The 24,237-nt window shown below is 43.5% G+C and carries 21 protein-coding genes, 6 pseudogenes and 1 riboswitch; of the genes and pseudogenes, 9 read left to right on the top strand and 18 right to left on the bottom strand.

Translation table 11 applies throughout. From position 1 onward, the window contains the following. Positions 1-21: 21 nt before the first annotated feature. A complete protein-coding gene (locus tag AC4E8A_RS20135) occupies positions 22-1,212 on the bottom strand; it encodes a hypothetical protein (protein WP_490195571.1) in 1,191 nt (396 codons plus the stop codon). A 140-nt stretch (positions 1,213-1,352) separates the two neighbouring features. Between AC4E8A_RS20135 and sat the strand changes: the two genes are divergently transcribed. The 4 genes from sat (at position 1,353) to AC4E8A_RS20155 (ending at position 6,283) form a co-directional block, all read left to right on the top strand. Then, positions 1,353-2,501 carry a sulfate adenylyltransferase gene (gene sat / locus AC4E8A_RS20140; protein ID WP_490195572.1) on the top strand — a complete coding sequence of 383 codons (1,149 nt, stop codon included), beginning with the start codon at positions 1,353-1,355 and terminating at the stop codon, positions 2,499-2,501. A 22-nt stretch (positions 2,502-2,523) separates the two neighbouring features. Beyond that, a complete protein-coding gene (locus AC4E8A_RS20145) occupies positions 2,524-4,290 on the top strand; it encodes an SLC13 family permease (RefSeq protein ID WP_490195573.1) in 1,767 nt (588 codons plus the stop codon). 21 nt (positions 4,291-4,311) lie between these two features. Further along, positions 4,312-4,929 carry an adenylyl-sulfate kinase gene (gene cysC / locus AC4E8A_RS20150; protein WP_490195574.1) on the top strand — a complete coding sequence of 206 codons (618 nt, stop codon included), beginning with the start codon at positions 4,312-4,314 and terminating at the stop codon, positions 4,927-4,929. A 472-nt stretch (positions 4,930-5,401) separates the two neighbouring features. Next, positions 5,402-6,283 carry a glycosyltransferase family 2 protein gene (locus tag AC4E8A_RS20155; protein ID WP_490195575.1) on the top strand — a complete coding sequence of 294 codons (882 nt, stop codon included), beginning with the start codon at positions 5,402-5,404 and terminating at the stop codon, positions 6,281-6,283. Between the two features lie 88 nt (positions 6,284-6,371). On the opposite strand, the gene AC4E8A_RS20160 is transcribed toward AC4E8A_RS20155, so the two are convergent. The 4 genes from AC4E8A_RS20160 to wecB are packed head-to-tail and all read right to left on the bottom strand — an operon-like array spanning position 6,372 to position 10,159. Further along, complete coding sequence (locus tag AC4E8A_RS20160; RefSeq protein ID WP_490195576.1) at positions 6,372-7,262, bottom strand: NAD-dependent epimerase/dehydratase family protein; 891 nt, start codon at positions 7,260-7,262, stop codon at positions 6,372-6,374. Then, positions 7,259-8,089: a dTDP-4-dehydrorhamnose reductase family protein gene (locus AC4E8A_RS20165; RefSeq protein ID WP_490195577.1), complete on the bottom strand. Its 831-nt coding sequence runs from the start codon at positions 8,087-8,089 to the stop codon at positions 7,259-7,261. The genes AC4E8A_RS20160 and AC4E8A_RS20165 overlap by 4 nt, the downstream gene beginning before the upstream one ends. After that, complete coding sequence (locus AC4E8A_RS20170) at positions 8,089-9,075, bottom strand: polysaccharide biosynthesis protein (protein WP_490195578.1); 987 nt, start codon at positions 9,073-9,075, stop codon at positions 8,089-8,091. The genes AC4E8A_RS20165 and AC4E8A_RS20170 overlap by 1 nt, the downstream gene beginning before the upstream one ends. Next, positions 9,065-10,159, bottom strand: a complete 1,095-nt coding sequence (gene wecB / locus AC4E8A_RS20175) for a non-hydrolyzing UDP-N-acetylglucosamine 2-epimerase (protein WP_490195579.1) — start codon at positions 10,157-10,159, stop codon at positions 9,065-9,067. Before wecB ends, AC4E8A_RS20170 begins: the two co-directional genes overlap by 11 nt. A 216-nt stretch (positions 10,160-10,375) precedes the next feature. Between wecB and AC4E8A_RS20180 the strand changes: the two genes are divergently transcribed. From AC4E8A_RS20180 to AC4E8A_RS20190, 3 genes are all read left to right on the top strand, one after another. Then, positions 10,376-10,534 carry a hypothetical protein gene (locus tag AC4E8A_RS20180; RefSeq protein WP_490195580.1) on the top strand — a complete coding sequence of 53 codons (159 nt, stop codon included), beginning with the start codon at positions 10,376-10,378 and terminating at the stop codon, positions 10,532-10,534. 83 nt (positions 10,535-10,617) lie between these two features. Beyond that, positions 10,618-11,280, top strand: coding sequence for a sulfotransferase domain-containing protein (locus tag AC4E8A_RS20185; RefSeq protein ID WP_490195581.1), 663 nt, complete (start codon positions 10,618-10,620; stop codon positions 11,278-11,280). Positions 11,281-11,317: 37 nt separating this feature from the next. Further along, entirely contained in the window at positions 11,318-12,394 is a 1,077-nt protein-coding gene (locus tag AC4E8A_RS20190; protein ID WP_490195582.1) for a glycosyltransferase family 4 protein, read from the top strand. 737 nt (positions 12,395-13,131) lie between these two features. Here the strand turns inward: AC4E8A_RS20190 and AC4E8A_RS20195 are convergent. The 3 genes from AC4E8A_RS20195 to hpf all read right to left on the bottom strand — a co-directional run bounded on the left by AC4E8A_RS20195 (position 13,132) and on the right by hpf (position 14,935). Beyond that, on the bottom strand, positions 13,132-13,335 hold the full coding sequence (locus AC4E8A_RS20195; protein ID WP_490195583.1) for a hypothetical protein: 204 nt from the start codon (positions 13,333-13,335) through the stop codon (positions 13,132-13,134). A gap of 71 nt (positions 13,336-13,406) precedes the next feature. Then, complete coding sequence (locus AC4E8A_RS20200; protein ID WP_490195584.1) at positions 13,407-14,240, bottom strand: DUF1028 domain-containing protein; 834 nt, start codon at positions 14,238-14,240, stop codon at positions 13,407-13,409. A gap of 119 nt (positions 14,241-14,359) precedes the next feature. Next, positions 14,360-14,935 (bottom strand): ribosome hibernation-promoting factor, HPF/YfiA family, encoded by a 576-nt coding sequence (gene hpf, locus AC4E8A_RS20205; RefSeq protein WP_490195585.1) that lies wholly within the window; start codon positions 14,933-14,935, stop codon positions 14,360-14,362. 671 nt (positions 14,936-15,606) lie between these two features. Beyond that, a riboswitch (cyclic di-GMP riboswitch) is annotated at positions 15,607-15,692 on the top strand. 389 nt (positions 15,693-16,081) lie between these two features. Here hpf and AC4E8A_RS20210 point away from each other — a divergent pair. Continuing rightward, positions 16,082-16,321: a hypothetical protein gene (locus tag AC4E8A_RS20210; protein WP_490195586.1), complete on the top strand. Its 240-nt coding sequence runs from the start codon at positions 16,082-16,084 to the stop codon at positions 16,319-16,321. A gap of 111 nt (positions 16,322-16,432) precedes the next feature. On the opposite strand, the pseudogene AC4E8A_RS20215 reads toward AC4E8A_RS20210, so the two are convergent. From AC4E8A_RS20215 to AC4E8A_RS20255, 9 genes and pseudogenes are all read right to left on the bottom strand, one after another. Then, positions 16,433-17,649, bottom strand: a pseudogene (locus AC4E8A_RS20215) (ISL3 family transposase). Positions 17,650-17,826: 177 nt separating this feature from the next. Beyond that, positions 17,827-18,174, bottom strand: a complete 348-nt coding sequence (gene fliT / locus AC4E8A_RS20220; RefSeq protein ID WP_490195587.1) for a flagellar protein FliT — start codon at positions 18,172-18,174, stop codon at positions 17,827-17,829. Next, positions 18,174-18,578 carry a flagellar export chaperone FliS gene (gene fliS / locus AC4E8A_RS20225; RefSeq protein ID WP_490195588.1) on the bottom strand — a complete coding sequence of 135 codons (405 nt, stop codon included), beginning with the start codon at positions 18,576-18,578 and terminating at the stop codon, positions 18,174-18,176. Before fliS ends, fliT begins: the two co-directional genes overlap by 1 nt. A 33-nt stretch (positions 18,579-18,611) precedes the next feature. Then, a complete protein-coding gene (gene fliD, locus AC4E8A_RS20230; RefSeq protein WP_490195589.1) occupies positions 18,612-20,630 on the bottom strand; it encodes a flagellar filament capping protein FliD in 2,019 nt (672 codons plus the stop codon). Positions 20,631-21,001: 371 nt separating this feature from the next. Then, positions 21,002-21,316 (bottom strand): annotated as a pseudogene (locus tag AC4E8A_RS20235) (transposase); the annotation flags it as partial. A 21-nt stretch (positions 21,317-21,337) separates the two neighbouring features. Further along, positions 21,338-21,412 (bottom strand): annotated as a pseudogene (locus tag AC4E8A_RS20240) (flagellar protein FlaG); the annotation flags it as partial. A 55-nt stretch (positions 21,413-21,467) separates the two neighbouring features. Then, positions 21,468-21,824 carry a flagellar protein FlaG gene (flaG, locus tag AC4E8A_RS20245; protein WP_490195590.1) on the bottom strand — a complete coding sequence of 119 codons (357 nt, stop codon included), beginning with the start codon at positions 21,822-21,824 and terminating at the stop codon, positions 21,468-21,470. A gap of 234 nt (positions 21,825-22,058) precedes the next feature. After that, positions 22,059-22,295, bottom strand: a pseudogene (locus AC4E8A_RS20250) (transposase); the annotation flags it as partial. 109 nt (positions 22,296-22,404) lie between these two features. Next, positions 22,405-23,304 (bottom strand): annotated as a pseudogene (locus AC4E8A_RS20255) (IS3 family transposase); the annotation flags it as partial. Between the two features lie 133 nt (positions 23,305-23,437). Here AC4E8A_RS20255 and AC4E8A_RS20260 point away from each other — a divergent pair. Next, positions 23,438-23,986 (top strand): annotated as a pseudogene (locus AC4E8A_RS20260) (IS30 family transposase); the annotation flags it as partial. A gap of 45 nt (positions 23,987-24,031) precedes the next feature. Here AC4E8A_RS20260 and AC4E8A_RS20265 read toward each other — a convergent pair. Beyond that, complete coding sequence (locus AC4E8A_RS20265; protein WP_490195591.1) at positions 24,032-24,208, bottom strand: hypothetical protein; 177 nt, start codon at positions 24,206-24,208, stop codon at positions 24,032-24,034. Between the last annotated feature and the right edge of the window lie 29 nt (positions 24,209-24,237).

Raw genomic sequence — 24,237 nt, forward strand, 5'->3', positions numbered from 1 at the left:
GACTCTTTTTTCCATAAATTGTCAAAACGAAAACTCAATGGTATTGAGGGCTTTGAACTGCAATTCCTGGTCGTGAAAATAGACGAAACCGGCGATGGTGATGTTCTGCGATTCTTCTTCAGGGGCTTCAAAGGAAAACTGGACACCCTCCAGCAGGACATCCTCCGAGGGCTGCAGCGTCAGATCCTGGATCGGCTGAATCCAATACTCTCCTGTTGTATACGCCTTTTCCAGCCACTCTTCCCCAACATACTCCCACCCTTGCGCCCCCTGCTCGCCCTGGACAGCAAACAGCTGGCTCATTCCAGGCGGCAGGATCTGACCTCCAAGGTCAACACTGTCAACCGGGTTCACCTTGATGCACAGCACCGGATTTTTTAATGCCCTTCCACCGGAATTACGTAAATAGATCGAGGAAAGAACCGTGTATTTCCCCGTTTTCCGGCCAACGGATACAGAGTAATCAAAAATCAGGTCGCAATCAGCAAGCTTTGTTTTATCCACTCTTGTTTCTTGTTCAACGGGCTGAATCGTTTTTAAAGGAGATTCTTCATCTTTTGGCTTATTTTCACGGCTGCGTGTTTGTTTTTTCGGTGCCTGATTTTGCAGATCCCAAAACAAGTCAAAAAAGTGGAACGACTGCTCTTTTCTCAACAAATGATATATTGCCTTTGTCAGGGAAAAAGATAGGAATTCTTCCTGTTCCTTACTAGCTAAATCGGCCTTTATAGAGAATCGGATCGACGGAACAGGCATTTTTTTAGAATCATGAAGATGACGACAAGAGAAAGCCAAATGTTGAAACAACGGGATGATTCTTTCTTTTACGATTCTCCTGTCGACTCCAGATGTTGTCGATATAGAAACCTTGTTCTCCCCTCCCTCTCCCGGCTCCCAATCTAGTCTGATCAACAAGTCCCCCGTTATCCCTTGAATGGCAGACTCCTCTTGAACTAGTTCTATCTTTACTCCCATTTGTTTAAGAAACATCTTCAACTGTTTCCCGATCTCGGCGGCCGTTCCATCCTCTGACGGGTTCAGGTACAATATTACCTTTTTATCATAAAGAAAGTGTTCTATATCCAATGTGCGGCTGTCACTTTTCCATTTCGTTCCATATCCTTGCTCCTCTAGAAAAATCATGAATGCCGGAAGCGAAGCAAACGAAATGGATCCTGCCGGCAACCCGTTATATTGAAGATTTGCTTTCATTATTTCACCCCTTGGATATCTTCATAGTATCCATTATATGGAGCGGTCCACCTCAATATGCTGGCATTCTAAGGCCAGCAGCCCGGACAAGTCACTCTTCCGTTCATATACTGCTATAAATGAAATTAGGAGGAGATAGGATGATCGAACCTCACGGCAGCTCCCTGATTAACAGGATAGCCACGCCCGCTGACAAACAAAAGCTGATGAACAACATGGACATTCTGCCCGCCATCACTGTTTCCAACAAAGTACTCTCTGATCTGGAATTGATTGCCACTGGTGCCTTCAGTCCCCTGGAAGGATTCACAGGCAGTGGAGACTACCGCAGCATCCTTGAAAATATGAGGCTTTCCGACGGAACTGTGTGGACTATCCCGATTACATTGCCGGTATCCAGGGCCATCAGCCGGGAACTGCCCATCGGCGGGGACGTTGCTCTCAAAGGCATCGACGGGACCATCTATGCGGTCTTGGAGTTGGAAGAGAAATATGAATATGACAAGGAAGAGGAAGCACTCGCTGTATATAGAACAAGTGACAAGAACCACCCGGGAGTTCGGGCGCTCTATCAACAGCCCCCTGTCTATCTTGCAGGAAAAATCACCCTTCTGGAGCATCCGCGAGCAGACTTTCCTGCATTTTATAGAACCCCCGCTCAAATGCGCTCTATTTTTCAAAAAACAGGCTGGAATACCATAGCCGCCTTCCAGACAAGAAATCCGATACACCGTGCCCATGAATATTTGCAAAAAACAGCCTTGGAAATGGTTGATGGATTAGTCATTCATCCGCTGGTCGGAGAAACCAAGAAGGACGATATACCGGCAGAGCTCAGGATGGAAAGCTATCTGGCCATCATGAAAGCTTACTATCCAAAAGACCGGGTGCTGCTGTCGGTATTTCCTGCTGCCATGAGATATGCCGGCCCGAGGGAAGCTGTCTTTCACGCCATCACCCGTAAAAATTACGGCTTCACCCATTTTATTGTCGGAAGGGACCATGCAGGTGTCGGCGACTATTATGGAACGTATGACGCCCAGGAGATTTTCAACTCATTCTCCAAAGCCGAAATCGGAGTGGAGATCCTCAAATTTGAGCATGCCTTCTTTTGCACGGTCTGCAAAGCGATGGCTACGTCAAAAACCTGTCCCCATGGAAAGCAGGACCATGTCCACTTAAGCGGGACAAAAGTACGGGAGATGCTGCGGAAGGGAGAGACTCCTCCCGAAGAGTTCTCCAGAAAAGAAGTAGTCGATGTGCTGATTAAAGGAATGCAAACCGAATGAACAGCTCACAGGCAGGGAAACCATGATGGGATGGGAGGCCGGATTCGTCCTTATCACACTGCTGGCCATGATTTCCCTGCTTATCCGGGATGTCTTCAGACCCGCACTGGTCGTCTCCTCTTTCATGGTAATCTATTTACTGACGGGGATCATCTCCCCGAAAGAAGCTCTTCAGGGACTATCAAATGAAGGAATGGTCACAATCGCGCTCCTGTTCATTATCGCCGGTTCGATTGACAAAAGCGGTGTGATGGACGCGGTTTTCAGGAGGGCGGTAAAAGGCACCAGGATCAGTAAGGGCTTCCTGCTGAAATTACTGGCTCCCATTTCCTTTTTTTCCGCTTTCCTTAACAACACACCGATTGTGGTCATGCTGACGCCGATCATCCGGAAATGGTGTGAAGACAACAAGGTTTCCTCATCGAAATTGTTGATCCCGATTTCTTATGCAACCATCTTAGGCGGCACGATGACCATCATGGGAACCTCGACCAATTTAGTTGTTCATGGGCTGATGGTGGATCAAGGAGAAAAGGGCTTTTCTTTTTTTCAGCTCGGCATAGTCGGCCTCCCTGCCACAATAGCGGGGATCACCTTCCTTCTTTTCATCGGCATCAAGCTGCTGCCGGAACGAAAAGGCCGCCAGCAGCTTGATGGCCAGGCTATGAAGGAATATCTTTGTGAATTCACAGTTGGCAGCCAATACCCTCATCTCGGGAAGACGGTAAAAGAAGCGAAGCTCCGCAAGCTGGAGAGCGTATTTCTCGTAAGTATCTTCCGGGAGTCACAGCAAATCACCCCTGTTCACAGCTCTATGGTGATCAAAGAGAAAGACATTCTACTATTTTCCGGCGACATTTCCAGAATCTCATACCTTCAAAAAACAAGAGGACTCAGGATTTCCACCCATGACAAGCCGCTAAACTTTGCCAATATGAGAATCATAGAGGCAGCTGTCACCCCTCACTCTTCGCTTCTGTTCCGGAGAGTGAAGGACACCGATTTCCGCAGCAAATATAATGCCGCGATCATCGCCGTCCATCGAAACGGAAGGCATATCCAGTCCAAGATCGGTGAAATCATCGTGAAACCTGGGGATATCCTGCTGCTGGCAGTCGGAAAGGAATTTCAATCCACGAATTCCTTGAATGATTTCTACTTCCTCTCACAGCTGGACCATTCCCTCTTTGATAGCAACAGCCGGAAAAAAGGCTGGGCTTCCTTGTTTCTATTAGGCTTTATGGCCATGATGATCATTCTGAACATCCTCTCTATCATCGAAGCCTATGCCGCTGCGGTTCTCCTTCTTTGTCTCTTGAACTTTATTTCCATCAGCGAACTCAAATCATATATACAATGGAATGTTCTAGTGCTCATCGCCAGTTCATTCGGGATTGGGACCGCTCTGGCAAACTCGGGCCTGGCCGAATGGATAGCCGGTTTCCTCCTAACAAGTATGACACCGTTTGGGATCTTTGCCTTACTTGCAGCACTCTACTTTTTCACCAACCTTTTGACAGAATTCATTACCAATAATGCGGCGGCCGTCATCATGTTTCCGATCGCCTATAAAATTTCCATGATACAGGAAATCGAGCTTCTTCCCCTGGCCATCACCGTCGCCATTGCGGCATCTGCCAGCTTCTCAACCCCTATCGGCTATCAAACCAACCTGATTGTCTATGGGCCGGGCGGATATACGTTCCGGGATTTCCTGAAAGTCGGAATTCCCTTAAACCTGCTCATAATGGCGGTAACCGTAACAATTGTTTATTTTGTCTGGTTCTAAACAGTACTAGATTCACCTTTAATGGAAAGGAGCACCATTCTTATGAAATCGAAAAATACCGTTTGGCACAGTGGCGAAATCGGAAAAAAAAGCAGACAGAAACGGAACCGGCATAAAAGTGTCATCCTCTGGTTCACCGGGTTATCGGGTTCAGGGAAATCCACCCTGTCGGTTGAACTAGAGAAGCGTTTATTTGATGCCGGGCTGCAGGTCTACAGGCTGGACGGGGATAATATCCGTCACGGCTTGAACAGCAACCTGGGATTTTCCGAAGAAGACCGAACTGAAAACATCCGCCGTGTGGGAGAAACAGCCAAGCTTTTCGTCGATGCCGGCATCATCGTCCTGACCGCATTCATTTCTCCCTATCAAAAAGACAGGAAATGGGTCAGATCTATCGTTGAAGAGGGCGAATTCATTGAAGTTTATATGAAAGCAAGCCTGGAAGAATGCGAGAAACGAGATCCCAAAGGACTGTACCAAAAGGCGCGTACAGGGGAAATCAGAGGCTTCACAGGTATCGATGCCCCCTATGAGCCTCCTTCTAGCCCGGATCTGGTCATTGATACTGAAAACGAAACCGTCGAAGAATCGGCGGAAAAGGTTCTAAAGTATCTTCGGCAGAGAAGCTGCTTTTAATAACTGACATGAGCGTGACGGGTTCCCCTGTGAAGGACGGACTCATCAGTATCAGGCAAAATGGCAGTCTAGTAGTTCGCGGCAAAAAACATTAAATCACACAAAAAGGGTCAGTGGCGATGCCTCTGACCCATCCTATTTAAGGAGTGTTTTAGTGATGGATGATTTCCGCTCCTGATGCCTGACTCCGCGGGGCTGGCGTTGAACTGCAAAATATAAAACGATATCAAGGTAAAATGAAGGGCCAAATTCAATCTGATTTGGCACTTCTTTTACTGTGTGATTTGAAATCTCGGACTTGAAAACTGAACCCATTAACAGGAGTCCGCTATACCTTTTAACAGCTCTTTTGATGGATCCGATTTTCTTTTTTTTGATTCGACAACCCCATTGTTCTTCTTAAAATCCCGTCACAAACAAAGGCACCACACATAGGATAGGAAAGAGACTGGTTTGGAAAGGAAGGGTCTACATGTCGAATATACCTCCAAAGGTTTCCATTATCATACCCGTGAAAAATGAAGGCATAAATGTAAAAAACACATGTGATTCGCTGTTCAAAGTGAAAACAAATATCGACTTTGAAACCATCATCATTGACGATGCCTCAGACGACAGCTGCTGTGACTTTCTCCAGACTTATCCTCATAAGGGAAGAATCAGGAGAATCGATACACAGGGAATCGGTCCGGCTAATGCCCGGAACCTTGGTGCCCAAGAGGCGTCCCATGATTATCTGATTTTCTGTGATGCTCATCTGACATTCGAAAATTTCTGGATCGACCGCATGCTATTCTATCTTCTGGCCGGCCATTCAGATGTGGTCTGCCCCGCTATCGCTTCCATGACAGATCCGCACATTGTCGGGTATGGACAATCTCTTTCAGAGAATCTGAAGGTGAAATGGAACATGAGGAGGAAAGGCCTGTTCGAAACGGCTATCGTCCCTGGCGGATGTTTTATCATCCCTAAAAAGGTGTTTGAGGATGTCGGCGGTTTCGAGACAGGTTTTACAAGCTGGGGACATGAAGATGTGGAACTATCGATCAAACTGTGGCTGTTTGGCTACCGCTGCCATTGTGAACCGAATGTGAAAATCCTTCATCTTTTCAGGACCTCCCACCCTTATAAAGTAAACTTCGATGATATCAATTATAATCAGCTGCGGATGGCCTATCTTCATTTTAGCGAGGGAAGGATACAGAAGCTGAAGGAAATGATGAGGCACAGTTCTGTAAGGAGCATCGAAAGCAAAGTACTTAGGGATGGAGCAAGGACGAAACGAAGTGAGTATTTTTCAAAAAGAGCCCTCGAAGATGATGTATATTTCAAGAAGTTCAAAATCAATTTCTGACCACAATTCCTATGTATGCTTATGAAGCCTTCTTTGAGACCGTTTCCTGCCTCTAATGCGGTCGGTCTTCATAAGCTCTTCTGTTTCTTTAAGAACATGTCCGGTAATGATTCAGAATATCTTCCATTGATTGCTCGAATGAAATTTTCGGCGTCCAGCCCAGCCTTTGAATCTCGGAGGTATCAACGGTAAAATCTTCCTCTTCCTCATTACGCACATATGTCACTTCAACGTCAGCGTCTGTCCGTTTCAGCAAGGCCCGGGCTGCCTCTTCAAGAGTTCTGCTGACACCTGTCGCAAGCGCATACTCCTGTAACTGCTCCCCTTTGCGAAAGAGCAATTCATACGCTTCCACTGCATCCCTGACATCCAGGAAGTCCCTCTGCGCCTTCAAATTATCAAGTTCGAGTTTTCCTTTGCCTGTCCCCTGTTCAATGTCAGCCAGCCTTGCCGCCAGCAGGGCACAAATTCCTGCAGATTCACCTGGTCCAATCAGATTGGACGGCCGCGCAATCATTAAATCAAGTTGATACATCTGCGCCCAGCATTTCGAGAGGAGAATCTGGAGGTATTTTGTAACTCCATAGGGATGGTTCGGTGCCTGCGCTTCACACGGATTATAATCGATCAGCGAGCCGGCCACCAGAATCTTGGAGGAAGGGGCATGCAGCCTTGCCGCCTCCAAAAGATTAAGCGTTCCGTTGACATTGGCATCAAAGGTGACGGAAGGCCTGCTCCATGACCGGCCGGCATGATTATCCCCTGCAAGATGCAAGACAAAATCGGGCTGCTGCTCTTTCATGATTTCCTGTACGATTACCGGGATCAGCAAATCACCTTTCACATAGTTGACTCCAGGGATGTTTCCCTTTGTTTCCCGAATGATTCCAGTGACAGCATAGCCCTTTGCAACAAAAAAACGGCATGCCTCTGTGCCTGTGAATCCCGTTGCACCAGTGATTAAGATGGTCTTCTTCATTTGCCTTCCATCCAGTCCCTCAGGTCCTGGAGCATCCCGGGATACCCTTGGACTCTGTATGCGATGTCCTTTCTGGAATTCACCAGGCTTTTGTCACTGAAATGTGCAGTATCCCGGCGGACAACCACATCTTCTTTATCAAACACAACCTTGATCATGGTCAACAACTGATACTTGGACACTTTCTCTTCATGACAAAGATGATAAAGTCCATTGACACCATGGGTGATGCAGTGATCAATTGCCTTCGCCAGTTCCAGGGTTGTGACCCCGTTCCAATAGACACGGTCGAACCCATCGATTGCCCCGGACTGCTTCATGAACCAAAGGAACAATCCGCACCCGTCTTCTTTCAGTTCCGGCCCAATGATCGATGTCCTGATGGTAAGATGGGGCCCTTTCGTCACTTCACCGAGCGACTTTGTCCGGGCATAGACACTGGTTCCATCCTTTACAGACTGTTCATGGTACTGCCCATCAAGACCGGAAAAAACACAATCGGTACTGATATGGATCAGCCTGGCGCTGTTTCCCATCTCATCAAGAACACCTTGGATATAGTGAGGCAGAAGGCTGTTGACGATCAGTGCATCCTTGATATTATTCTCCGCATTCTCATTCAGCAAACCGACTGCATTGATGACAACATCAGGATTCACTTCGCCGATCACCCTCGATACTTCGTCCAAATCCCTGACATCAAGACGGAGGGTATCCCCTTCCCCTGTCCTGGTAGTGCAGTGCACCTCGATTCCCCGCTGCTTCTTCAGATAGTCCACGATCATATGGCCGGCCATGCCCTGCCCGCCAATTACGAGGATATGCATTACAGGAAACCTCCATCTTTTAGCATCGCCTTGATTTCTTCCCTGTTGATTGTATTGTCACTGGAACAATAGGTTTCAAGATTAATCTTAGGATAGTCTTTGTAATAGTCATTCAACCCCTCAATCTCGATCGTCGGTAAAATGACATAGTACTCGTTATCATAAATGATCGTGTTATTGCTTTCGAAGTCAGTCAGAAGAATTTCGTGCAGCTTTTCCCCCGGCCGGATGCCCAGTTCCTCTATTTCTATTTCTTTGCCTTCATACTCTTCCATCAAGACATGAGCCAAATCAAGAATCCGGCAGGTAGGCATTTTCATGACAAAAATCTCTCCGCCGTAACTCTCATAGGTAGCTTTAAACAGAAGGTTGATCGCATCTTTGATGGTGAGGAAGAAGCGGGTCATTTCCTTGTCAGTGATGCCGATTTTTGAATGGTTTTCAATCCCATGCCTGAAGACGTGGATCACACTTCCGTTTGTACCCAGCACATTCCCGCCCCGTACACAGACAAAAGTGGTGTCGTCCGTTTCAGCGTTCGCATTGATGATCAGCTTCTCTCCCAATGCTTTGGTGAACCCGTAAAAATTGGAAGGATTGGCAGCTTTATCAGTCGAAATATAAACAACCTTTTCCACCTTATTTATCATGCTCGCTTCAATCACATTCTGCGTTCCCGTCACATTGGTCTTCAGGGCTTCAAGCGGCTGATATTCACATACAGGAACATGCTTGAGGGCTGCCAGATGAAACACAAAATCCACTCGCCGGCATGCTTCAACCATCGCTTCTTTGTCACGGATATCTCCAATAATGAACTTCAGCTTGGGATCATGATCGAATTTCTGCTTCATGCTCACCTGGCTGGATTCATTTCTTGAAAACACCCTGATTTCACGGGGGTTCTTCTCCAACAACTGACGGACCAGTTCATACCCCCATGAACCGGTTCCTCCTGTTACAAGAATGGTTTTATCAGTAAACAATTTCTGTCCCTCCCAGTATGATTTTCAAAACAGTTGCCGAAACATCCGGCTTGAGGTATTCTGGCGGACAATCCCATGTCCTTGGCTGATCCAGCATCGTTTTTACACCAAGAAGAATCCGCGCCTCTTCCAGCCCGGAAATGATGTTGCTTCCGCAATCAACCGTCTCTGGCCTTTCCGTTGTCTTTCTAACCGTTACAGCCGGCACATGAAACAGACAGCATTCTTCCTGAACGGTGCCGCTGTCTGTCAACACACATAACGCTTTCTGTTCCAGTTTGACAAAGTCGAAGAAACCAAAAGGCTCCCGGGTTTCCACCAAGGGATGCATCTTGATAGAGGCATCTCCCTCAAGCTTCGATCTCGTCCTCGGGTGAGTACTGAAGATGATCCGCTTTTGGTACAGTTCAGCTATCTTATTCAGTGCGCCGGTAATATTTTTCAAATGAATCGGATTGTCGACATTTTCAGCACGGTGGATCGTGACCAGGAAGTAATCCTGTTCCTTCAGCCCCAAAGACGTCAATATATCGCTGTCATCTATGTTTCCTTTGTAATGCGTCAATACTTCATAAATGGGGTTTCCCGAAACCATGATTCTCCCAGGGGAAACTCCCTCCCTCAGTAGGTTCTGTTTACTATAGTAGGTGTATGGGAGATTAAATGATGAAACCGCGTCTATTACTTTCCGGTTTTTCTCCTCCGGCACGGCCAGATCAAAGCAGCGGTTCCCTGCTTCCATATGGATGACAGGAATCATCAGCCTTTCTGCCAATAGTGCACTCAGTCCGCTGTTTGTGTCACCGAGGACCAAGACTTTATCGGGCTGCTCTTTCAACAGGATCTTTTCCAACTCCCGAAACAAGATCGACATTTGCTCACCCAATGAGTGCTGTGAAGAAGATAGAAGATAATCAGGGGCCCTTAATCCAAGTTCCTCGAAGAAAATATCATTCAATGAGCGGGTGAAATTCTGGCCAGTGTGCACGATCACATGGCGGTCAGCCAACTCATCCAGCTTCTTCATGATGAGGCTCAACCTGATGATTTCAGGCCTGGTGCCCAGTATTGTCAGTACTTTCATGTTGTCCCTCCTTTACTCCTATAAATAACCTATTCTTTTGGATAAAAAGTGTACTAGTTATAACTCCTAATTTTTCTCTGAATCTCTCATCTGCCTATCAGAATACTGATTTTTACTATGTATGAGCCGGGGGACAACCCTCATAAAGGGAGGAACCAATAAACGAGCGGAAGGCTATCACTTGCCTATACCAATCTTCATTCCGGACATACTATAATGATAGGTTTGCAATATAGACCATCCCTCATGAAAACAGCGCACAGTTCTGCAAGGACGGCAGATAATCGAAAGCAGCTGGCAGCCAGGACGCTGCACAATGAATGGCTGGATTGGGGAGAAGCACCAAAACTCAAGGAAGGGAAAGATTCCACTTGAAAAATCGATGTAAAATCCTTGTCAACTCTATTCCGAAGAGCGGGACACATTTAGCCCTCCAACTTGTAGAAGGGATTCCCGGAATGAAAATCGCAGGTCGATGGATAGACCCTGAGAAGTATTTATCTATTATAGAGGAGGGTATATTCGCACCGGCACATCTTCCTTACACCAAAACAGCAGAGGAATATATACGGAAAAATAATATCAAAATGGTCCTTGTCACCCGGGATCTTCGCGACAATGTCGTATCACTGGTTCACTTCATTATGCGGAACCAATATAACCACCCTTATAATCCCTATCTCGCAAATGGGCTGAAAACGCATGACGAAAGGCTAATGACCATGATCAAAGGGGCAAAGGTCCAGAACCCGGAATGGCGCGGGCCGATGATCATCCAAAATATCAGGGGCTACTCAATCGACATTATGAAATGGCTGGATTATGAACATGTTTGCTGGGTAACATTTGAGGAGCTAATGGGGAATGGGGAAACTCAAAGAACTGCCCTGCTGAAAATCGTCAACCACCTTTGGGAAGATCTGAAGCACCTTCACATTACGAAGGACGAGATAGTGGACCGTATGCTGAAGAATGTCCATCCGGAAAAGTCAGGTACTTTCCGAAAAGGCAGCATCGGCGACTGGAAAAAAGAATTCACAGCCGAACACAAACAGATATTCAAAGAAGTGGCAGGAGACTTGTTAATACGCCTGGGTTACGAAAAAGATTATAACTGGTAGCCCATTAAAAGAAAAAATAAAAAGGAGTTCTATTTCTATGAAGATTCTATTTGTCTATTACGTCCCGAGCGGAGGTGTCGAAACACTAGCAAGGCAAAGGACCGCTGCATTAGCGAACAGCGGCATCCAATTTCAATTTCTATTCTTTTCCGAAGGAGCCGGGATGCAGAATATTACAGAAAAAACCTGGATCACCAATGACGACGTGCAAATAAAGCAAATCATTGACACCGAAAAATTCGATGCTATCATCGTGGGATCTGACTACCTTTTTCTTGAAAGAGTCCGGAAACTGGGATACACCGGCAAACTGATCTATGAGGTCCAGGGAATGGGCGTCCTCGAAACGGCAGACAACATCCTTAACCATGCCCGGCCCCATGTCAACCCAAATGCAGATGCCATCCTGCTTCCAAAAACACCTCACTTAGTATCACTGATCGAAAAATATTACCCACAGAAAAAGAAATACTCTTTTCACAACTGCATCGATACAACAGGTTTCACATATGTCACGGAAGGAGTCTCAACAGAACCTTACATGCTGCTCGGCTGGGTGGGACGGTTCGAGGAAAATAAGAACTGGAGGGAATTCCTGCAGCTATCCAAAGAATTAATGACCAATTATGGCAACTTGAGAATCTGGATATTCACCGATGCCAACCTGAATCAGCCTTCTGAAGTAAAAGCCTTTCAACAAATGGCCCGTTCACTTAATCTGACTAAATCTATCACCATCCACTCCAATATCCCCCACAATCAAATGCCGAACTACTATACAAGAATCGGAAACTCAGGAGGAATGCTTTGCTCCACCTCCAAATATGAAGGATTCGGTTACGCGCTGGTAGAAGCTATGTGCTGCCTCTGCCCTGTGCTGACAACAGACTCGGATGGCATCAAAAGCTTCATCTTCCATAACTCGACAGGTAAAATCTATCAGCAGGGCGACATCCACCATGCCGTAAGAGAAGCCACCGATTTCATCCACAACGCGCCTCTGAAAGCCCAAATCAGGCAGAATGCCCAGCAATACATCAAACAGCATTTCAGCCCGGAAATCTACGCCGCAAATTTCATTCAGATGCTGCGGGAATTGCAGCTTAGGATATAAAGCACAAGCGGCTTGATCAGCCCCGACAGGCATAAGACGAGCCGGCGGGAAGGTTGCTCTTTAACCTTCCTGACGGATTGGCTTATGACCCCGAGGGGCTAGGCGCTGGAGCTGGATTGACTAAAAAGCGCAGGCGCCTTGATCAGCCCCGACAGGCATAAGACGAGCCGGCGGGAAGGTTGCTCTTTAACCTTCCTGACGGATTGGCTTATGACCCCGAGGGGCTAGGCGCTGGAGCTGGATTGACTAAAAAGCGCAGGCGCCTTGATCAGCCCCGACTGGCATAAGACGAGCCGGCGGGAAGGTTGCTCTTTAACCTTCCTGACGGATTGGCTTATGACCCCGAGGGGCTAGGCGCTGGCGCTGGAGCTGGATTGACTAAAAAGCGGAAAGGCACCGTTCAGCGGCGTACAGATTGGAGGGCTCTCGTATGAGATATAGGAATCACGAAGAGCGATAGCGATTCGATGCTGACTAATCGCAAGGAGAGAGCCGAAATCTGCTAGCCGTTTGCCGCTGGCACTAGACGAGTCCCACTAATCCCTCAGGAGGTCGTATGCCTTCCGCTCCAATCCTCCTACATAAAAGGGTAGGGGATAACATTGTCATAAAAACTACAACTCTTAGAAAAGAGCCATATAAAAGAAGGTGTCCTTTTGGAGGACACCTTCTTGGGCTTGCAGGTATGCAGGTTAGAAGAGAGACTTTCATAAGATGAGGACATCATTCTACTCGAGTTAGCAGTTTGAGAACATCTTTTCTTCATTATATAAGAGTTCATTTGCTCCAAGGGGGCTCTTTGAGGCCATCCTCTCTTCAATTTTGATTGGGCATATATATCCCATCCAGCTCTTTGAGGACATCTTCTCTTCAATTTTGATTGACATATGTACCCCAACCAGCTCTTTGAGGACATCCTTTCTCCAATTTTCAGAGTTCATGCCTCCCAGCTAGCTCTTTAAGGACATGTACTCTTCGGTATTTATCGGCATATGTACGCTAGTTCAAACGATTATTTCTCTTGCTTTTTCATAAACTCCAGCACATCCAGGTCAATATGTCCCTCCTGTTCTCTCATTTCAAAGTTTTCGGTATGAAGGTAATCCCTTAACGCCTGGCTGACACTCTTATCCTCTTTCATATAACCATGGCGCTCCAGCTCTGCCTCCAGTTCTTCTTGGGTAGAGCCAGCCACTGGCACCACTTTGTCCGGGTTGGAAACTGCAAAATAGAGCTGATGCAGGTTAAAAATTCGGATTAACTCTTTAATCGGATCAGGATGGTCATCGACCCTCAAATCAATCAATCGGTCATTGAAACCGCCGTAACCACCTTTTTCTTTTACAACATAAATGGCAGCAGACTGCTTTCCTCTGGAATCGCCTCCCGCTTCCTGTCCGGCATCAAGTGCTTTCAGGAGCCTTTCTGCCAAGGTTCCTTCTGTTGAGGTAAACGTCTCAGCCATTGCCTCCACTGTACGCTGATCAACAAGGATATTTCCCTGCGCAGCAAAATGTTCACCGGTCATGCCGCCAGCCCAATCATAACAGCCTTCTCCTGTATATGTTGCCGCATTTCCCTGTGCATCAATCAGCCCGACCTGGCGGAGATGACGCTCAGGGTCATCCTGCATGATAATTTCCAACGCTTCTTCGGCTGTTTTCCCTTCTTCCATCAATTGAAGAGCCTGCGGTCCGTACGCTGTGTTGGCGTAAGACTGTGTCGCCACTGCCCCCGCTCCGGCACGGGCAAACGGAACAACGGCACCGACTCCGATAAACTTGGATTGTACAGCTATTCCCCACTCTTTTTCCTTTGGATCAAATCCGACAATACTAAATGTCATGTTGTGATTCCTCCCGACAAAATTTATCTTTAATTGATTTTATTCGCCACTCGAAGGAAATGTCCTTTTTTTAAACGTAAAAACATCCTGCAGAATCTGCAGGATGCTGATGCTATCAATTATGTGGTTTCGATTAACCCGTATTTGCCGTCTCTGCGCTTATACACGATATTCGTTGCATTCGTTTCAGCGTCAGTAAAGATGAAGAAATTATGGCCGAGAAGATCCATTTGCAGAATCGCTTCCTCACTATCCATCGGTTTCAGGTTAAATTGCTTTGTCCTTACAACTTCATTAGGAACATCCGTCTCATCTTCCTGCGCTTTTTCATTCAGTTGAGATGTAGTCAACCCTTCCTGAGCAGCGAAGAATTCTTTCGGACTTCCCTTTTCACGCATTTTGCGGTTCACTTTGGTTTTGTGTTTACGAATCTGTCTCTCCAGTTTATCTACGATCAGGTCGATGGCTGCGTACATATCTTCGTGGCGTTCCTCAGCGCGCAGAACCAAATGCGGCATCGGGATTGTCACTTCGACCTTAGTTTTCTTATCAGGGTATACCTTTAAGTTAACATTTACGTCAGCATCAGGAGTTTCATTGAAGTAACGACCCAACTTGCCAACCTTATTCTCCAGGTGTTCTCGAATCGCTGGAGTTACCTCAATGTTCTCGCCTCGAATGTTGTAGTTCAACATGTAAACTCCTCCTTTTAGATAAAGCTATGTTTATATATTTCTCTATTCCCCTCATTATTCCTGCTTAATCTTTCTAAATATTTTGACGAATTTTAGAATATTATGTTGAATGTTTATATGAAAGGGATTTGAGAAATATATCTTATTATTATTTTCTCATGCACCTCAACGAATAAACTAGTAATAGCTTAATATTATGTGAAGTTTTCGGACCTGAACACCCGTGCAAAATCAAGAAAAGAGGAACTTCTACCGTCTATAATTTACAATATCCGGAAGGGATACTTTCAAAAAACCTTACTATGGGCAGAACACCTGTAGTCATAACAATATTGGGCCGGGACGAGTAAGTTTCGTCCCCCCTATTCCATCTCCAATCAGAAAAGACTTGCTGCTTGCACTGTGAGGTAATGGAAAAGCAGTTGAAATGTCCAGCACATATAGTCGTATGGAAGGAAAAAATAGAATCAATTATCCCTGAAATGGAATGGAATTTTCTATATCATACGCTCATAGTAAATGATGGACTCTTATAGAATTCAAATCTTTAGTACTTTAAAATCAGATATTTTAGCGAAAAATGGAGTAATTTGTAATTTTTTTCTGGAATTTATTGAAAACTAGGTCTTTATGATTTATTATTAGAATAGTTTTAAAAGTCTATTGACAAAATTGAAAAAAGGCAAACTTTTCGAAAGGAAAGGACGCAAAGCCACGGGTCTAAGGTTAGCTAAACTAAGATAGCCGGGCTGCCAAAAAGTTTTGTAGATAATAATGCGGAGCACTTTTCCATTCCTATTCATTTATCCACCTTCTTTTTGGTGGTCTTTTATTTTTTTCAAGAAGAGGGGATGGAATTTACTAAAAAAAATTGATTAAATAAAGTATCTATAAATATGTTTAGCCGGTTTCAAGGTGAGATGAAAGGTTGAAGACAGACAGGAAAGCTGCGGAGACAAGCTGCAAGTCTGTTATAAGTGTAAGAGACAAAAATCACCTGAAGACTATTATGGAAATGGACTTTATAAAATTGTTCAGAATGCAGAAAGAATTGAATTAATAGAAAGTCTCTCATGAAATACTAACAAATAAGAATGGTAATGGGTTATAGTTTTCAATTCATTAAAAAAGAAGGGAAGAATGCCAATGTCTATCATGACGGTTTTATTTGGCTCTGTGGAATATTTTGAAAGAGAATTACAGATCTATATAGAGAAAGAAGAATTAAATTATATGACGACCAGCCAAAAGCTAGAGCTCTCGTATTCAACATTAAAAGAGGATATTGCTCATAGTTTCATATGCAGTGATAGCTTTCGCGAAGAATGCTTGGAGAACCTGGCGAAGGCTTTTTTTCAGGTTAGCGGCTCTTTGGTGTTAAACTAAAACTCAAAAACATAGAAACACCCTCTCCTAGTGCCAATCGAATTGCATTAGGTCAGGGTGTTTTTTCGGTTCAACGTCAAATGTTGGGGTGAAGTGAATTTTGCTTCACCCTTATCCAATATGTGAACCCAGTCTTTTATACGTATGTGTTAATAGTATTTTCGCTCGAAAACGCGTAAAGCTTCGAAATCCAAATGCGTTTCGTTTCATCACTTTCGTTAAGTTGTTAATTCCCTCCAAGAAGCCGTTAGAATAGCTATAGGTAAAGCTATTTAATATTTCAACCTGCCAATTTTTTAATGTTTGCGCTGCTTTTTGAAACTCCGGGATGCCCGCCTCATCAACGGCTTTGTAAAAGGAATATAAGTCATTTTTGGTTTGGTGGATGTTCTCTTCTCCATTTTGTTTCGCCTCATCGAACCAGTGACAGAACAGTTCTTTCAATTCATAGGCCAGCTTTAATTCAGGGGACATGTCCAGATAACGTTGAAGATACCACTGATTGTCCTCTGTTAACTTATAGGATTTTTTATAGAATACATGTCGCATCTTTTTGCATTTCTTTCGATCATAATCATGCCAGCTGGATTGAACTCTTCTCCTCACTCCATCAAGTGCCCAATAGATATATCGAACAAAGTGAAACCGATCCGCCACAATAATAGGCTTCCCAAGGGCTTGTGTGACAGCTGCTTTAAAAGACTGACTCATATCCATGATTACGATTTCCACTTGAGCTCCATACTTTCGGAGATAGTGCTTAATCGTATTTTTGTATCGATTCGGAAGGATATCAATGGGCTCTTTAGTGATGCCATTCGCGATTATGAGCTGGTACTTGCCTTCTCTGGTATCTCCTTTGTATTCATCGATGGTGATCACTTTTGGCAATTCCTTCGCTTCTTCGTTGACTGTCTCTTTGGCCAATTGATCAAAGCGCCTTGCGACCGTTGAAGGGGATGTTCCATACACTTCTGCCGTCTCCTTGAACGTCTTGCCTTTAATACTACGAATTTTAACTGCCTGGTTCAGTTCCACTGATAACCGTTGGTATCTATTCACAAAAGGGTTCTTTTCCGCAAACTTCTTTCCACAAGGACAAGCATATCTTCTCTTTTGTAAAAGATTAGTGTGTGTCTTTCAAATAGCTTTAAATGCTTAATTTTTTGTATACGATAGTCGTGAATCTTATGAGTGAAAGTAGCACAAACCGGACAACTGTGGGGTGTAACCGGCTTCTCTGTATAAATCCAAAGTCTCGCTTCCACTTCCTCCATTTTCGTAACCATTGCTTCTTCAAAACCGGGTAGAATTATGTTAAAATTCATTATGCACGAATCTCCAATCTATACTTGTTTCTCGACAACTCAAGTATAAAAGACTGGATGATTACATGCATTTTTTTTGTTCAAATTGTGTAAGAACCCCAACAAATATTATAGAACCGTTTTTTCAATTTTTCCTACCCAAAAAAGAACCCCTATGATTAGAGGTCCTTTGAACATTCAATTCTTTTTATCGTAATAGAATCCATCCGTTTGAAGATGATCGTATGGATTGGAGTATTTTTTCGCAGAGGCTTTCTTTTTAACCGTACCATTCATTTCCTTCTTGATAGCATCCCGAAAGTCTGCCATCTTACGGTCTATCACTTGATTCCACTTCACAATTTGACTGCCCATCTCTGCTTCTTGTTGAGTGTATGGTGCCTTCACTCTTGCCAAGACAATTTCTCTTTGTTCTAATAGAGATTCCACTTTAGAGATACGTGCATCACGATCTTCCTCGGTCTGTGTTCCCAGTATTTGAAACAACTGCTTTGTTAATAGATAACATTCTTCAACAGAAGACATTAGGCTTTATCACCTGACCCAGCGTATTGCTGCTGTCGGTTCGTTTGAATGACCTGTTTCCATGTATCCCGAAATTCTGTAATAAACTCTTCAACTTCATTTAAAATAGCAGAATCATTCTTTAAATTGGCTTCTATTAATCTCCTATTAAGGTAATCATAGAGAGCCATCATGTTTTTAGATACAGCAATATCCATATTAAGGGTCACCATCAGTTCACTGATGATATTTTGAGCTTTTTGGATATTGACATTTTTCACTTCCACCTGTTTATCGGATATCGCTTTTTTAGCAAGCTGGATATTTTTCAGGCAGCCGTTATAAAGCATAAGCGTTAACTCCCCAGGTGAAGCCGTTGTGACTGAGTTGTTTTGATACGTTTTGTAGGGGTTGTTAATTGCCATTTAGACACTCCTCACTAATTTTATAATAAATAATTACATGCCTCCGCTGAATTGCTGCATTAGATAGGCTGATTGGGAATTTGCTTTCTGTATTGCCTTTTCCATGGCTGTAAACTGGCGCCAGTAACGGTCCTCAACTTGTTTCATCCGGTCTTCGAAACGGTCGATTCGGTCATCCATATTTTTTAGATTTCGCCCAATGGCAAACTGCTGATTGGTTGAAAAGGCGTTCCCGGCCTTTTCTTTGAGTTTGTCCATTGTATTGTTGGCCGTATCATATAGCCGGTTGATGATCCCTTTTTCTCCTTCTGTAGTTCCTTCCCAGGAAAACAAATTTTGCACAGATGCAGGATCCTCCTCGATGGCTTTTCTTAATTCTGTTTCGTTTATTTCAAGTTTCCCACCTTCTAAATAGTTGCTGGTGGTCTTAATACCTATAGAAGCGAGCTGGCTGAAAACCGAGGAAACTCCACTATTTTGGACAGGCTGGTAGAAATTCATCCGCATTTCTGACAAGACATTTGATAGAATAGGATCTCTTCTTAAAAGGCCACTCTTTGCCATATCTGTCCACTTTTCCTGCTGTTTATCCGACAAAGATTCCTTCTGTTCATCCGTTAAAGGCTTGTAAGAGCGATAATATTCTTCTGAAGATTTATCGCTTATCTTTCCTATCAGCTCATTGTACTTTTCAACAAAACCTTTTATATTCTCAAAGACTTTATCTGTATCATTATTTACTGAAATACCGGCAGAACCAGAGGTGAACGTCTGCTTTAGTGTAAACGTTACTCCGTTCATGGTAAATGCGTTGGAAGTTCTTTCAGTTTCCAAACCGTTAATGGTGAATTTTGCATTCGTCCCACCCGCTTCAGTTGCATCAGCACCAAATTTCAAAACAGAATTCAGAAAATTACCAGAAGTAATAATTTCCCCGCCTGTCTCATTGTAATTTCCAGATTCCGTCCTGGTTAATGTCACTTGGTCCGAAAACGAATCATACATCATCGAGAGTCCAACCTTAGAGCTGTTAACTTTTCCAATCATGGTATTCAAGGATTGGTTTTCTTGAACAATAAAATTTTCAGAAGTCTCTCCTTTTGAAGTATGAGCCCCTAAAGTAAACGAAGTATAGTTTTGGGTATAGGTAGCTTCAAAGGAAGTACCCACAACTTGTTCCTCATTAAAAGTAACTTTTCCTGTTTCTTTGTCGATATATCCCACTTCAGTTGAGTTTTTCGGATCTATAATGGTAAATCTATTGTTTGAGGAGTCATCATTGATAGTATAATCTTCTCCACCAATTTTAAAAGAACTCAGCGACTTTAAAGAACCACGCTCGAGCTGCCATGTGCTGGTTGCAGCATCAATCGTTTTATTTTCAGTTCTGTTTTGAGTAATAAACTCTGCCTTTACAGTTGATCCCTGAGATAGCCCAGAACCTCCAAACACTAACTTATCGTTCGTTATATCCAGATAGACTTCCCCTTCTGCCGGTGTAGAAGATTGAACCACTTTATAGTTCTTTCCATCCACTTTCACATTCAAAGTTCCTGAATCAATGGCATCAACATTTAACGCGAGTTCAGTGGTACCGTCTGTAGTAACATTGAGGGTTTTATTTTCGACTGCTCCCTCGCTCCATGTAAAAGCTGTGCTGAAATTTGAGTTTTGGGAGAAAAGGCTCTTCGCTGGGTCTAGCGTATCGTTGGAGATTTTACCTCCATTAATAAGCGTAGCTGCACTTGCCAACTGATTGACATTTTGTATATTATAAGATCCCTGAGAAGCAGACGAGGTTGCCGTTGCTGTCAATAAATCTTCATTAGTTGAAGTAGTAGTGCGCGCACTATACTTGGATGAAAATTTCATTTGAGTGAGTTCCGAACGAAAATCCAACAATAACGTATTTATTGAACGATAGTCATCACGTTTCCATTCCAAGATTTGTTTTTCTTGCTTTAATTTATCTAGGGGCATGCGTTCTGCCTTCATTAAATCAGCAACTATGGAATCAATATCCATACCGCTGGCCAGACCACCAACTCTCATAATCTCACTCCCTCAATAAAGTTAATTTTTCTTTCAAATACTCGCTTATTCTCAAAATTTTTTAAAGAATCAATAGTGGTTACATAATTGGATAATGCTTGAATATCTTTAAAATACTTACAGGTTGGGGCCATCCTATCTCCCAGACTGGATGGGTTTGAAAAAATAGACTTATAACCGTGCCAGGAAATCTCCACAGTGCTCACGGTCGCTAACCCTCCCATTTCTCTCAGGATTGGTATCCATACATTCCTTCGTCCTGCGTATCCATGAGGTTGAGGTTGGATATGCTCCTTTGCTGGGTCTGATGCCCGGATGGAATAAATAAGCTCCAACTCTGCACTATTGGTATTTATGAAATGATAAGCTCTTTAATTGTTTAGATCCTTCTTACGCAATCTTTTTACTTGTTTTTGAGGCAATCCTGCTAGTAACTTTGAACCATCAAATTCACATTGCTTATGGCCAATGACAAAAAGCACGCGTAATAATTTACAACACAAGGCGATGAGTGACTGTTGTTTTTTCAATGGTTTTTCAGTCCGAGTTGTATAGTGTTTATGCAAGACTTTAAATGTTGGATTATGAGCGACAAGGGGTCTTATTGCTAAATAGAGAGCCCAGCGCAGCCGACTTCGTCCTCTTTTTGTAATCCTGGTTTGGCCTTTATACTTACCAGAACTGTGTTCCCGTAGCTTTGAGGGTATTTCTTTAATTACTTCATTCGTTTGTTTATTAACAATTGTTACATAGCAGTCTTTTAACTTCTCATGATACTCAAACTTTAAATGTGTTTAAGATTCTGTCAAAAACTCATTAATTCCTTTCACTACTCCTTTATATCTTTTTATCTATCATTAAGCCTATAAATTCTTTCATTGCTGCGTGCATATCTAGGACTTTTTTTGAGGGTATTTCTTTAATTACTTCATTTGTTTGTTCATTAACAATTGTTACATAGTAGTTTTTTAACTTCTCATGATACTCAAACTTTAAATGTGTTTTAGATTCTGTCAAAAACTCATTAATTCCTTTCACTACTCTTTCAAATTTATCTTTTGTGACAGGTTCTAGATGTTCTGCTACCTTTTTTTCAGTCTCTATATTAGAAGTTCTTTTTAAAGGAACTATTTGTTTATCTCCAGGATAACTTAATGATTGTAGAAATTTTTCGCCTGTCACTTTTTCAATCATCTATTTACCTCCTACTAGGTTATACTTCTTTTATCGGAGTTATCACTATAAATGTTTAGTTGTTTCAGTAGGCATATACATTAAAAACCACCCTTCATAATGAGGGCACTGAAAATCTGCCGATTTCTAAGCTATAAATATAATTAATAAAGAAAAAGTCAACCCTTCTTCCTATAAAAGGAAGAAGGGTTGGCTTTTTTCTTGGATATCACCGTATATGCTGCCCTTTTATTATCATATTAGTTTGAGGATCCTTTTAATGTTTACCGCAAATATTGCCATGGCACCTTGTAACTCCATGCCAATTAGACCCGAGGATTCTGCTACATTATACCCGTGTCTGTGTTTTAACTCACTATTTTTAGCTTCAATTTTATATCGTTCTTTTGCCTTCTCCTTAAAGTATTCACTTTTCTGGAATTTTGCTTGGGAGGAGTGCTGATCGGACTTTATGGAAACGGAGTACGTCTGATACTACGTCAAGAAAATAGACACAGATTTTTCTACCGCGCTTACGCTTGGTGGCCTTCATAAAAAAGTTTAAATTTAAAGCTTTTTAAACTTTTTTATGAAGGTTAAATCAGGCCGCAGGATTTCCGTTCATTTTTTCAAATTCATTTGGCGTTTGATAGCCCAAAGTCGAATGGATCCTCTTGGAATTGTAGAAAAACTCAATGTACTCGAACAACGATTTCTTGGCATCTTCTCTAGAAATATACTTGGTCTGATAAACGAGCTCACGCTTAAGAATGCCATGAAAGGACTCAATACAAGCGTTGTCATAACAGTTGCCTTTTCGGCTCATGCTTCCTATCATATCGTACTTTTTCAATAATGCTTGATACTCTAAAGAGGCGTATTGAACTCCCCTGTCAGAGTGGTGAACGACTCCTTCCCCAGGCTTTTGACGCCTGTATGCCATCTTTAACGCTGAGAGTACCAGAGCCTTTGTCATAGTCTTATCCATTGCCCAGCCTACTATTTTACGAGAATACAAGTCCATTACGGTCGCCAAATACAACCAGCCCTCGTTGGTCGGAATATAGGTGATATCCGTTACCCATAACTGGTTTGGCTTGCTTGCTTTGAATTGACGATTCAAGACGTTTTCACTTACTGGATACTGGTGCTTCGAGTTCGTCGTTGCCTTGTATTTCTTGACGGTACAGGACCTCCATTGGTTCTTGGTCATGATACGCGAAACCGTACGCTCACTTACCTTTACACCGCGTCTGTTCAGGGTTTTAGCAATCTTGACGCTGCCGTACCGTTGCTTGAATTCCAAATGAGTCTGAAGGATCTCCTGCGTCAATTTCTCATGTTGTTTCTGCTTGTCGCTTTTTGGCCGGTTTAACCATTTAAAATAACCGCTTTTGGAAACTCCCAGGACATCGCACATCTTCTCCACTCGGAATCGGGAGCGATTCTCATGAACGAATTCATATTTTACCGAGGGTCTTTCGCGAAGTAGTGCATCGCCTTTTTTAGGATATCGTTTTCCTCCTGGAGGTCTCTCATCTCCTTCTTAAGCGCTCTCAGCTCAGCCTCAGTGGAAGAGAATGTTTGCACACTCTTAACTTCTGGCTGCTTACCGTATTTTTTGATCCATCCATGAGTTGAAAAACAATATGACGGAAACGCGAGGCAAGATGCCCCGTCTTAAAAAAATTCATGCTCGTAGTGCGCCTCGAAGCCAAGTCGGGCATTGGGAAGTCGATACAGTCATTGGCAAGTCGCACAAAAGTCAGATTCTCACGTTGACCGAACGTACCAGCCGGTTTGAGATTATCTATAAACTGTCGGCAAAAACGGCGAGTGAAACCGCCCAGTCCATCATCCATGTGTTGAAAAACGTGCCTAAAAAAGTGGTGAAGTCCATCACGGCAGACCGCGGCAAGGAATTTCATCTTTGGGAAGAAGTGGAGAAAGGGCTGGAAGTTCCCTTTTACTTCTCGGATCCCGGCAAACCAGGTCAGCGTGGTACCAATGAAAATAGCAACGGCCGCATTAGGCGCAAGTACCCAAAAGGAACCGATTTCAGCCGGATGACCCAGAAGGACATTATGGACTTTCTCTTGACGTTTAACCAGGTCCCCCGGAAAGTGCTCAATTATAATACGCCATTTGAGGTATTCATGAATTTCTTGCCGTGTTCGACTTGAGTTGACAATTTATATCATCAATTCCAACTTCATGTGCCGTTCCCTTTAAAACATACCATTGATTGTAGGTGTATAAATCTTTCTCTTCGATGGCCGAGTTTCGCAGGGTTTATCTCCATTTGTATTGTACTCATCAGCCCATTCCTTCACTGACTCTTCATCTAATTTAAATCCATAGGTTTTAAAAAAAAGAATCGCCTCTTCTGCGTTTATAACTCCCATTTTTTCATCTCCATTTTTTAGATTCAACC

The sequence above is a fragment of the Bacillus sp. SRL337 genome (assembly GCF_984799155.1).